Origin of the sequence: Pseudomonas sp. PS02302, assembly GCF_029959585.1 — a bacterium.
In the GTDB taxonomy this organism is placed as follows: Bacteria; Pseudomonadota; Gammaproteobacteria; order Pseudomonadales; family Pseudomonadaceae; genus Chryseomonas; species Chryseomonas aestiva.
Genome location: NZ_JASCON010000053.1, coordinates 25,685 through 37,185 on the forward strand (window position 1 = coordinate 25,685; position 11,501 = coordinate 37,185).

The following is an 11,501-nucleotide window of genomic DNA, read 5'->3' on the forward strand; positions in this document are numbered from 1 at the left end:
CGCTGCCATGACTGTCACTTCCAACGCGAGACCGGGAGGCCTGCCTGCCAGGTTACTCGGCATCCTGTTCATCCTCCTGGGCCTCGCCCTGCTGGGGCTGGGCATCAAACTGGCCACCCTCGGGGGCTCCCTGTATTACCTCGGCGGCGGCGTGCTGCTCGCCCTGAGTGGTTACCTGCTGTGCATTCGGCGGGCCAGCGGGGTCTGGGTCTATGCTTTCTTCCTGGTGCTCTCCACCGCCTGGGCCGTACTGGAAGTCCAGTTCGACTGGTGGCAGCTGGTGCCGCGCCTGGCGCTCTGGTTCGTCCTCGGCCTGGTGCTGCTGATCCCGGTGTTCCGCCGTCCGCTGGACAGCCGTAGCGGCGCCCTGCCGCTGGTCGGCTCGCTGGTGATCGCCGCGGTCGTCGCCCTGATCGCCCAGTTCGTCAACTACAACCGTCTGGACGGTGACCTGGGCCGCGATACCGCAGGCGTCGAAAGCGCCGCGCCGACCGCCGCCGATGGCGACTGGCCGTCCTATGGCCGCACCGCCTTCGGTGATCGCTACTCGCCGCTCAAGCAGATCGACGTCAACAACGTGAAGGATCTGCAACCGGCCTGGACCTTCCGTACCGGCGACATCCCCGGCCCGAACGATCCCCAGGAGACCACCGCGGAAAACACCCCGCTCAAGGTCAACGGCAAGCTCTATGTCTGCACGCCGCACAGCCAGGTGATCGCCGTGGACCCCGACAGCGGCAAGGAAATCTGGCGCTTCGATCCCAAGCTGAGCACCCAGCACGCCGACAGCTTCAAGGGCTGGGCGCACATGACCTGCCGCGGCGTGGCCTACCACGACGACGCCACCTACGCCGGCACCACCACCGCGGGCCAGAGCCCGGCCACCGGCAGTGCCGTTCCGGTCGACGAGCAGAGCACCCCGGCCGCCAGCAGCTGCCCGCGCCGCCTGTTCCTGCCCACCGCCGACACCCGCCTGATCGCCATCAACGCCGACACCGGCAAGGTGTGCAGCGACTTCGGCGACAACGGCCAGGTCGACCTGACCGCCAACATGGGCAGCTTCACGCCCGGCGGCTACTACTCCACCTCGCCGCCGGCGGTGACCCGCAACCTGGTGATCATCGGTGGCCACGTCACCGACAACGTCTCCACCGACGAGCCGTCCGGCGTGATCCGCGCCTACGACGTGCACAGCGGCAAGCTGGTGTGGAACTGGGACAGCGGCAATCCGGACGCCACCGCGCCCATCGCCGCCGATGGCATCTACACCCGCAACTCGCCCAACATGTGGTCGATGATGGCCGTCGATGAAAAGATCGGTATGGTCTATCTGCCCATGGGCAACCAGATGCCCGACCAGTGGGGCGGCAACCGTACCCCGGCCTCCGAGAAGTACAGCGCCGGCGTGGTCGCCCTCGACATCGCCACCGGCAAGGTGCGCTGGAACTACCAGTTCACCCACCATGACCTCTGGGACATGGACGTGGGCGGTCAGCCGACCCTGGTGGACATCAAGACCGAAGGCGGCGTGAAACCCGCGCTGATGGCCTCGACCAAGCAGGGCAGCATCTATGTGCTGGACCGCACCAACGGTCAGCCCATCTACCCGATCAAGGAAACCCCGGTGCCCCAGGGCGCGGTGGAAGGCGACCACACCTCGCCGACCCAGCCGGTCTCCTCGATCAACCTGGCCGCGCCGACCCTCAAGGAAAGCGACATGTGGGGCGGTACCCCCTTCGACCAGGCGCTGTGCCGCATCGCCTTCCGCGAGCACCGCTACGAGGGCATCTACACGCCGCCGTCCACGCAAGGGTCGATCGTCTACCCGGGCAACTTCGGCGTGTTCGACTGGGGCGGCCTCTCGGTCGATCCGGTGCGCCAGATCGCCTTCCTCAACCCCAGCTACATGGCCTTCACCTCCAAGCTGGTGCCGCGTGAAGAGATCGCCAACCAGCCGGCGCGCAAGAGCGAGACCGAGGGCATCCAGCCCAACAAGGGCGCGCCCTATGGCGTGATCCTGTCGGCCTTCCTGTCGCCGCTCGGCCTGCCTTGCCAGGCACCCGCCTGGGGTTACGTGGCGGGTCTCGACCTGACCACCGGCAAGCTGGTCTACAAGCACAAGAACGGCACCGTGCGCGACAACTCGCCGGTTCCGCTGCCCCTGCCCATGGGCGTGCCCAGCCTGGGCGGCACCGTCACCACCGCCGGTGGCGTAGCCTTCCTCAGCGGCACCCTGGACCAGTACCTGCGTGCCTATGACGTGAAGAACGGCAAGGAACTGTGGAAAGGCCGCCTGCCGGCCGGTGGTCAGACCACCCCCATGACCTACACCGGCAAGGACGGTCGCCAGTACGTGCTGGTCTATGCCGGCGGCCATGGCTCGCTGGGCACCAAGCAGGGTGACTACGTGATGGCCTTCGCCCTGCCCGAAAAGAAGTAAGGGCGCCCGCGCCTGAGCTCCCCTCTCCTTCGGGAGAGGGTCCGGGGCGAGGATGCTTCGAGCATTTTTGACATCCTGTTGGAACCCCCCTCGCCCCACCCCGAAATCCCGGCCCAGCCGGGATTTTTTTCGCCCGGGCTTTTTCTTTCTATGAAAAGAGCCCCCTGGCACCCAGGGCCCAGCGGAAAAGGCTGCGCCGTTTTCCACGCTACGGGGGTCAAGACCGTGCCTCGAACGCTCCCTCTCCCTCTGGCAGAGAGCCAGGTGGAGGACAAACTTAGGCACCCCACCCTCTCCTTCCCCTCTCCCCGGGGAGAAGGCCGGGGGTGAGGGCAAACCCAGGCACGGCTCTCGCTCTTCCCCCTCTCCCCCAGAGAGAGGGCCGGGGTGAGGGCACGCCCAGGCACTGCTCTCGCTTTTCCCCCTCTCCCCCAGGGAGAGGGTCGGGGTGAGGGCCAAACCAGGCACGGCTCTCGCTCTTCCCCCTCTCCCCAAGGGAGAGGGCCGGGGTGAGGGCAAACCCAGGCTCAGCTCTCGCTCTTCCCCCTCTCCCCCAGGGAGAGGGCCGGGGTGAGGCCAAACCAGGCACAGCTCTCGCTCTTCCCCCTCTCCCCCAGGGAGAGGGCCGGGGTGAGGGCACGCCCCGCTCCATCACCCTCCCCAAGACTCGGTTAAGCTATCCCCATGCCCAGCTCTCTTTCCCAACACCGCCGACTGCGCCTCGCCAACGGCCTGGCCGTCGCCCTGCTGCACGATCCCGAGCTGCCCCAGGCGGCCGCCCTGGTCCGCATCGGCGCCGGCAGTCACCAGGCACCGCGGGCCTTTCCGGGGCTGGCGCACTTTCTCGAACACCTGTTCTTTCTCGGCAGCCGGCGTTATCCGGCGGTGGACGGCCTGATGCCGCTGGTGCAGCGCCTGGGCGGCGAACTCAACGCCAGCACCCGCGAGACCACCACCGACTTCTTTTTCGCCCTGGCCCCCGAGCACCTGGCCGCCGGGCTCGCCCGGCTGCTGGACATGCTCGCCGCTCCCCTGCTGGCCGCCGACGCCCAGCGCCGCGAGCGCGAGGTGCTGCACGCCGAATTCATCGCCTGGTCGCGCAGCGCCGATACCCGCCGCGACCTGGCCCTGGCCGCCGGCCTGCCCACGGACCATCCCGCCGCCGGCTTTCACGCCGGCAATCGCTACAGCCTGCCGCTGCAGAGCCGTGCCTTCCAAAGGGCGCTGCGCGCTTTCCAGCACCAGCACTACCGCGCCGGTAACGCCCTGCTGGTGCTGGCCGGGCCACAACCGCTGGCCGAATTGGCAGACCTGGCCCGCGAATACGGCGCCGTCCTGGCATCCGCTCCTGCGCCCGCGAATGCAGCGCCCCCGCCACTCCCGGCCACCGGCGAACGCTGGCAGACCATTACCGCCACGCCGCCCAGGCTGGCTCTGCAATTCGCTCTCGACGACCTGCCGCCCGGCAGCTGGGAAGCGGCGGAGCTGCTGGAGACCCTGCTGCTCGGCGACCATCCCGGCGGCCTGCCCGCCCTCCTGCGCCAGGCGGGCCAGGCCGCACGGCTCAGCCTCGCCTGGCCCTATCGCCAGGCACTTCAGGGCCTGCTCCAGCTGGATTTCTCACCCGGTCCTCAGGCCAGCCCCGGCCACCTGACCAGCCTCCTGTTCGCCTGGCTGGAGACCCTGCGCCAGACACCTCTCGCCACGCTGCAGCAGGGCCACGCCGAGCGGGTCCAGCGTCAGTGGGCCACCCTGCCCGCCCTGGCGCTGATAAGGCGCCTGGGTGAACGCCTCTGGCTGGATCGGCCAGGAGACGCCTGGCCGCAACCGGCCCTCTCGCCCGCCGCCCAGGCCGCCTGGCCGCGGCTGCTCGCGCAACTGGTCCCGGAACGCCTCAGCGGTTTCGCCGCCGGCCTGGCCGATGCAGCGAACCGGGCGTCGCCCGTCGCCGCCCCCTTTAGCCTGCCACCGCCCAATCCTTTGCTCGTTGACCCCGCCACTCCGAGCACCCCGGCGCTGCAGCCCTGGCCGATCAGCCAGGCCCTCGCCCCGCAGCAGCGTGAAGGCCTGCTGTTCCTGCGCTGGCAATGGCCGGGACCGGCACCGGTCGCGCCTGACGCCCGAGTGCTGGGCGCGCTCCCCCGGCGGGCCGCCGAGGCGGGTGTCAACCTGCGCTGGAGTCCACCGGGGGCGCCCTGGGAGTTGCGGCTGCAAGGCTGGGCCGCGGCGCTGCCGGCGGTGCTGGAGCAGGCGCTCGGCCGCCTGACGGCAGAGCGGGATAACAGCAGACCGGTACCCGCGGTACCGCCCGAGCCCATGCTGATCCGCCAGCTGCTCAAGGTCCTGCCCGAACGACTGGCTGCGGTCACGCCGCTGACGGAGATTGCCGAAGGCCCGCGTTGGCAGGCCCTGGCCTGCGGCCTGCCGCGGACGACGCAGGCATCCCTGGCTGCCGTCACCCCGCCGCCCCAGCCCCAGGCCGGGCCGCCGGGTGAACCGCCCAGCTTCACCGGCCGCCACTGGCACCCCGAACACAGCACCGACGCCCAGCAGGCGCTGTTGCTGTTCTGTCCACAACCCGATGCGCGCCCCACCACCGAGGCCGCCTGGCGGCTGCTGGCGGCGCGCCTGCAAGGACCGCTGTTCCAGCGTCTGCGCAGCGAGCGGCAACTGGGCTATGCGGTGTTTTCCGCCTATCGCCAGCTGGGCGATCACGGCGGCCTTTTGATCGGTGTCCAGTCACCCCATGCCCGGGCGGCGGAGATCCTGGCGGAAATCGAAGGTTGCCTGGCTGACAGCCTGGCCGCCATTCAGGCCGAGGGCGCGACGCTGGCGCTGAACATCCGCCAACTGGTGCGCGACTTCAGCCCCGCCACCCCTCAACGCGCAGCTCTGGCCGAGCGCCTCTGGTGGGGCTTCCAGCGCAGCGGGACGCTGGACCTCGCGCCCTTGCAGGCAGCCCTGGCCGCCCTGGACGACAGGGCCCTGCAGCAGGCCTGGCAGCAACTCACCGCCAGCGACGCGCCGCGCTTCGCCCTGGCCAATGCCGACGCGCCATCCGGCTGGATGTCATAGCTTTCAACACTTTCCCGGGAGCGTCGGCCGCTGCCGGCGGTCAATCTGTTGCAGGATCGGTAAGACAGTTATGTCCGCCGGACCGCCAGCGATTCGTCGCGGCAAAAACCCTTAGCTAGATAACATTTGTTAGACTTGACGACCGGATCCATCCGGCTTTCGCAGTCAAAGAGGAGACCTCCCATGTGGACCAAGCCTGCTTACACTGACCTGCGCATCGGCTTCGAAGTCACCATGTACTTCGCCAACCGTTGATGCGCCCCACGCCCCGGTTCGCCGGGGCGTACTTTTTCCAGGTTTAGCCTTTCCCATGCATATCCAGATTCTCGGCTCCGCCGCCGGCGGTGGCTTTCCCCAGTGGAACTGCAATTGCGTCAATTGCGACGGCTTCCGCAAGGGCACCCTCAGGGCCCAGGCCCGTACCCAGTCCTCCATCGCCCTGTCCGACGACGGGGTGAACTGGATCCTGTGCAACGCCTCGCCCGACATCCGCGCCCAGCTGGCCGGCTTCGCCCCGCTGCAGCCGGCGCGGGCCCTGCGCGACACCGGCATCCGCGCCATCGTCCTGCTGGACAGCCAGATCGACCACACCACCGGCCTGCTCAGCCTTCGTGAAGGCTGCCCCCACCAGGTCTGGTGCACCGAGATGGTCCACCAGGACCTCACCACCGGCTTTCCGCTGTTCAACATGCTCGAACACTGGAACGGCGGGCTCAGCTGGCAGCCCATCGCCCTGAGCGGCAGCTTCACCATTCCGGCCTGCCCGAATCTGGAATTCACGCCCTTTCCGCTGCGCAGCGCGGCGCCGCCCTATTCGCCCCATCGCCACGATCCGCACCCGGGCGACAACCTGGGGCTGCTGGTCCATGACAGGCGCACCGGCGGCAAGCTGTTCTACGCCCCGGGCCTCGGCCAGCCGGACGCCGCCCTGCTGGAGCTGATGGGCCAGGCCGACTGCCTGCTGGTGGACGGCACCCTCTGGACCGACGACGAGATGCAGCGTCGCGGCGTGGGCACCCGGACCGGCACCGAGATGGGCCACCTGCCGCAGAGCGGTCCCGGCGGCATGCTGGAGGTGCTGGCCGGCTTCGCGCGCCAGCGCAAGGTGCTGATCCACATCAACAACACCAACCCGATCCTGGACGAAGACTCCCCCGAACGCGCCATCGTCGCGCGCCAGGGCGTGGAAGTCGCCTGGGACGGGATGTCCATCGAGTTGTGAACGCCATGCCCAACGCCCTCACGCCCGCCGAATTCGAAGCCGCCCTGCGCGCCAAGGGCGGCCTCTACCATATCCACCACCCCTATCACGTGGCCATGTACCAGGGTCGCGCCAGTCGCGAGCAGATCCAGGGCTGGGTGGCCAATCGCTTCTACTACCAGGTCAACATCCCGCTCAAGGACGCCGCCATCCTGGCCAACTGCCCGGATCGCGAGATCCGTCGGGAGTGGGTGCAGCGCATCCTCGACCATGACGGCGAGCCCGGCAGCGAAGGCGGCATCGAGGCCTGGCTGCGCCTGGCCGAGGCCACCGGCCTGGATCGCGAGCAGGTGCTCTCCCAGGAACTGGTGCTGCCCGGGGTACGCTTCGCGGTGGACGCCTACGTCAACTTCGCCCGCCGCGCCTCCTGGCAGGAGGCCGCCAGCAGCTCCCTGACCGAGCTGTTCGCGCCGCAGATCCACCAGTCGCGGCTGGACGCCTGGCCGACCCATTACCCCTGGATCGATCCGGCCGGCTACGAGTACTTCCGCACTCGCCTGGGCCAGGCGCGGCGCGACGTCGAGCACGGCCTGCAGATCACCCTGCAGCACTACACCACCTGGGAATCCCAGCAGCGCATGCTGGAGATCCTGCAGTTCAAGCTGGACATCCTCTGGAGCATGCTCGACGCCATGAGCATGGCCTACGAACTGCATCGCCCGCCCTATCACAGCGTCACCGCCGAGCGTCGCTGGCACCGAGGAATCGACCTATGAGCTTCGACCGTACCCAGGTGCCGCGCTGGCGTCCCGGCTACCGCTTCCAGTTCGAGCCGGCGCAGGACGCCCATGTGCTGCTCTATCCCGAGGGCATGATCAAGCTCAACGACAGCGCCGCCGCCATCGGCGGGCTGATCGACGGCCAGCGTGACGTGGCCGCCATCATCGCCGTGCTCGACGAACGCTTCCCCGGCGTCCCCGAACTAGGTGCGGACGTCGAACAATTCATGGAGGTCGCCCGTGCCGAGCGCTGGCTCCTGCTCGGCTGACACCAGCCTGCCGGGCTCGCCCATGCAGTTGCCGCAGCCGCCCACCGTTGCTGCGCCCAGCGTCGGCCTACCCCTGTGGCTGCTGGCCGAGGTCACCTATCGCTGCCCGCTGCAGTGCCCCTACTGCTCCAATCCCCTGGACTTCGCCGCCCAGGGGCGCGAGCTGACCACCGAACAGTGGTTCAAGGTCATGGCCGAGGCACGGGAGATGGGCGCGGCCCAGATCGGCTTTTCCGGGGGCGAACCCCTGGTGCGCCAGGACCTTGCCGAGCTGATCCGCGAGGCGCGCCGGCTGGGCTACTACACCAACCTCATCACCTCCGGCATCGGCCTCACCGAGGCGCGCATCGCCGAATTCAAGGAGGCCGGTCTGGACCATATCCAGATCAGCTTCCAGGCCAGCGACGAACAGGTGAACAACCTGCTGGCCGGCTCGAAGAAGGCTTTCGCCCAGAAGCTGGCCATGGCCAAGGCGGTCAAGGCCCATGGCTACCCGATGGTGCTCAACTTCGTCACCCACAGGCACAACATCGATCGCATCGACCAGATCATCGACCTCTGCCTGGCCCTGGAAGCCGACTTCGTCGAACTCGCCACCTGCCAGTTCTATGGCTGGGCCGAACGCAATCGCGCCGGCCTCCTGCCGACCAGGGCCCAGCTGGAGCGCGCCGAAGGCATCACGAACGAGTACCGCGCGCATCTCAAGGCCGAGAACCATCCCTGCAAGCTGATCTTCGTCACCCCGGACTACTACGAAGAGCGCCCCAAGGCCTGCATGGATGGCTGGGCCAAGCTGTTCCTGACCATCACGCCGGACGGCACCGCCCTGCCCTGCCACGGCGCCCGGCAGATGCCCATCGCCTTCCCCAACGTGAAGGAGCAGGACCTTAGGCATATCTGGTACGACTCCTTCGGCTTCAACGTCTACCGCGGCTACGACTGGATGCCCGAGCCCTGCCGCTCCTGCGACGAGAAGGAAAAGGACTACGGCGGCTGCCGCTGCCAGGCCTTCATGCTCACCGGCGATGCGCGCAACGCCGATCCGGTCTGCGCCAAGTCGCCGCACCACGACCTCATCCTCGCCGCCCGCCGGGAAGCCGAGACCGCGACCCAGCGGATCGAGGACCTGCAATTCCGCAACGAGCGCAATTCGCGGCTGATCGCCAAGGCTTGAAGCCAGCGGCGGCGCCAGGCACGCCAAGGTCGTCGGCGGAATCCGGTCCCCCGCGCCAAGGCGCAGGCTAGTCGACGGGACTCACCACCCACGGCTCCGAGGCATTTGCCTCCCGGCCGGGCAGTGACCATACTGCCCGGCCGGACCTTTTCGCCTCGTCGTCATGCCCTCGATACGCCCGCTGCGCCCTGCCGATATCCCTGCCGTTCTCGATATCCAGGCGGCCACCTACCCCGCCGACCTGCTCGAAGACCGCGCCTTCTACGTCAATCGCCTGGAGCTCGCCCCGGAGCACTGCTGGGCGGCGACCGATGCCGAGGATCGCCTGCGCGGCTATCTGATCGCCTATCCCTGGGACGACGGCCTGCCCCCGGTGCTAGGAGCTCGCCTGGAGCAGCTGCCGAGCGAGGCTTGCACCTGGTTCCTGCACGATTGCGCGGTGCACCCCGCCGCCCAGGGCCAGGGCGTGGCCGGGCGGCTCTATCGCCACGCCAAGGGCCAGGCCCGGCGCGCCCGCCTGCGCCAGGGGCGGCTGGTGTCGCTGTCCAACGCCATCGGCTACTGGCAGCGCCACCACTATCATCCGGTTCCCGCCGACGCCGCGCTCAAGGCCAAGCTGGCCGGCTATGGCGCCGGCGCCTGCCTGATGCAGCGCACTCTCGACACCCCGGATGCCGAGCACGCCTAAACCTTGCAAATCTAAATGCAAGTATTTCGCTTTCGCCTTAACATGGTCCAGCCCAGGAGGGCTTCTGCCGCCCGGCGCTCTGGCGCGGGTATCTTGATCGCCGCTACAAGGAATCCCTGATGAACATCGCTCCAGCGTCTTCGGCCAAGGGCCGGCGCGTCTTTTCCGTTACCTTGTTGGCCGCCCTGCTGGCGCTGGGTGGGCAAGCCGCCCAGGCGCGCTCCAGCTTCGAAGCCCCCGATCCGGACTACCACGGCGAGATCAAGGCCAGCCCCGTCACCGGCACCGCCATCCTAGCCGGCAGCGAGGTCGCGCTGGACGGCCGCGGCTTCACCCCCGGTCAGCAGATCACCCTGTCCCGCGGCGGCGTGGCGCTCAACCCCGACGCCGCCTACGTGGCCGACGCCCAGGGCAACTTCAAGGCGACCCTGCGCATCCCCGAAGACGCCGCCCCCGGGCAGCACCCCATCGTCATCAGCACCGCCCAGCCTTCGGGCGCCGCGGTCTTCCCGCTCAAGGTCTCGCCGGTGGTGCCGCTATCCGGCGCCGACGCCTATAGCCTCACCGCGGTCAAACTGGTCCCCGGCCTCTACCAGGTGGACAGCAGCGCCAAGACCGGCGCCCTCTTCGTCACCTCGGCCGTGGGCCGCCCGCCGGTCAAGGTCTCGCAACTGCTCAAGCTCGACCCCAAGGACCTGGCCATCGAACGCCAGCTCACCCCGGCCGCCGCCCCCGGCGCGGAGGCCGGTGTCTACGCCGTCTACGGCGTGGGCGTGGACGATCGCAACGGCACCGTCTGGACCACCAACACCCGGCAGAACACCGTGGCGGTCTATCGCCAGAGCGACCTGGGCCTGGTCAAGCAATTCGAACCCGGCCTCGTGCCCCATGCCCACACCGTGGTGGTCGACGAGAAACTCGACCGCGCCTTCGCCTCGGCGGCCATGACCCCGGACATCGTCAGCTTCGACGCCAAGACCCCGGCCGTGCGCAAGCACATCACCATCGAATCGGGCGTGCGCGGCGAGCAGTTCGCCGTGGTCGGCATGCACCTGGACCCGGCGGTGCACAAGCTCTACGCCGTCAGCCTGAAGACCAACGAAGCCGCGGTGATCGACGCCAAGACCGAGCAGGTCGAGAAGGTCTTCCCGATCCAGGGCGCCAAGACCCCCATGGGCGTGGCCCACGATCCCCAGACCGATCGCCTGTTCATCACCGCCCAGGGCAGCGACAACCTGCTGATCGTCGACGCCAGGACCGGCAAGACCCTGCACAACGTCACCACCGGTGCCGGAGCGCTGAACGTGGCCTTCGACCCGGTCAAGCGCCTGGCCTACGTGACCAACCGCGGCGCCGGCACCCTGACCGTGGTCGACCCGGACGGCACCATCAAGGCCAACCTGGAGCTGGGCACCTATCCCAACCATGCGGTGGTGGACGCCAAGGGCGTGGTCTACGCGGTGAACAAGGCCAAGGGGCAGGATGATGCCGAGGGGGATCGGATTACGCGGGTGATGGCGAAATAACAAGCCTACGCCCTCGGTCTTAGGCTGGGGGCCGCTTTTGTAGGTTGGGTTGAGCGATAGCGAAGCCCAACTCTCTGGCTTATTGGTGCCTCAGCTGTTTATCAAGCGCCTTCATGCTTTTTGTTTCGCCCACCCGGGCGACTCACTTTTTTCAAACGCGAAAAAAGTAAGCAAAAACGCTTGCCCCGACCATCCGGCCCTCCGCTTCGCTCCGGGTGCGCTCGCACCAGCGCCGTTCCGGGGTCGGTCCAGATGGGCCGTCCATGGCCCACTGGACCTCTCGCCGCATCCATGCGGCTCGACCCACTCCACGACACTGGCGTTCGCCCTCCTGAACGGGGCGATTCGC

At 68.4% G+C, this 11,501-nt stretch carries 9 protein-coding genes; all 9 read left to right on the forward strand.

The window, feature by feature from the left end; all coding sequences use genetic code 11:
* The first annotated feature begins 7 nt into the window (after window positions 1-7).
* Complete coding sequence (locus QMX82_RS17255; protein WP_133862261.1) at window positions 8-2,440, forward strand: glucose/quinate/shikimate family membrane-bound PQQ-dependent dehydrogenase; 2,433 nt, start codon at window positions 8-10, stop codon at window positions 2,438-2,440.
* Window positions 2,441-3,124: 684 nt separating this feature from the next.
* Window positions 3,125-5,515, forward strand: a complete 2,391-nt coding sequence (gene pqqF / locus QMX82_RS17260) for a pyrroloquinoline quinone biosynthesis protein PqqF (protein WP_282285829.1) — start codon at window positions 3,125-3,127, stop codon at window positions 5,513-5,515.
* 183 nt (window positions 5,516-5,698) lie between these two features.
* Window positions 5,699-5,770, forward strand: coding sequence for a pyrroloquinoline quinone precursor peptide PqqA (gene pqqA / locus QMX82_RS17265; RefSeq protein WP_003243383.1), 72 nt, complete (start codon window positions 5,699-5,701; stop codon window positions 5,768-5,770).
* A gap of 55 nt (window positions 5,771-5,825) precedes the next feature.
* A complete protein-coding gene (gene pqqB, locus QMX82_RS17270; protein ID WP_282285831.1) occupies window positions 5,826-6,737 on the forward strand; it encodes a pyrroloquinoline quinone biosynthesis protein PqqB in 912 nt (303 codons plus the stop codon).
* A gap of 5 nt (window positions 6,738-6,742) precedes the next feature.
* A complete protein-coding gene (gene pqqC / locus QMX82_RS17275) occupies window positions 6,743-7,492 on the forward strand; it encodes a pyrroloquinoline-quinone synthase PqqC (protein WP_282285832.1) in 750 nt (249 codons plus the stop codon).
* Window positions 7,489-7,764, forward strand: a complete 276-nt coding sequence (pqqD, locus tag QMX82_RS17280; RefSeq protein WP_282285834.1) for a pyrroloquinoline quinone biosynthesis peptide chaperone PqqD — start codon at window positions 7,489-7,491, stop codon at window positions 7,762-7,764. Before pqqC ends, pqqD begins: the two co-directional genes overlap by 4 nt.
* A 22-nt stretch (window positions 7,765-7,786) precedes the next feature.
* A complete protein-coding gene (gene pqqE / locus QMX82_RS17285; RefSeq protein WP_282285850.1) occupies window positions 7,787-8,938 on the forward strand; it encodes a pyrroloquinoline quinone biosynthesis protein PqqE in 1,152 nt (383 codons plus the stop codon).
* Between the two features lie 163 nt (window positions 8,939-9,101).
* Complete coding sequence (locus tag QMX82_RS17290; RefSeq protein WP_282285836.1) at window positions 9,102-9,626, forward strand: GNAT family N-acetyltransferase; 525 nt, start codon at window positions 9,102-9,104, stop codon at window positions 9,624-9,626.
* A 119-nt stretch (window positions 9,627-9,745) separates the two neighbouring features.
* Window positions 9,746-11,152 carry an ATP-binding protein gene (locus tag QMX82_RS17295; RefSeq protein WP_282285837.1) on the forward strand — a complete coding sequence of 469 codons (1,407 nt, stop codon included), beginning with the start codon at window positions 9,746-9,748 and terminating at the stop codon, window positions 11,150-11,152.
* Window positions 11,153-11,501: the final 349 nt, after the last annotated feature.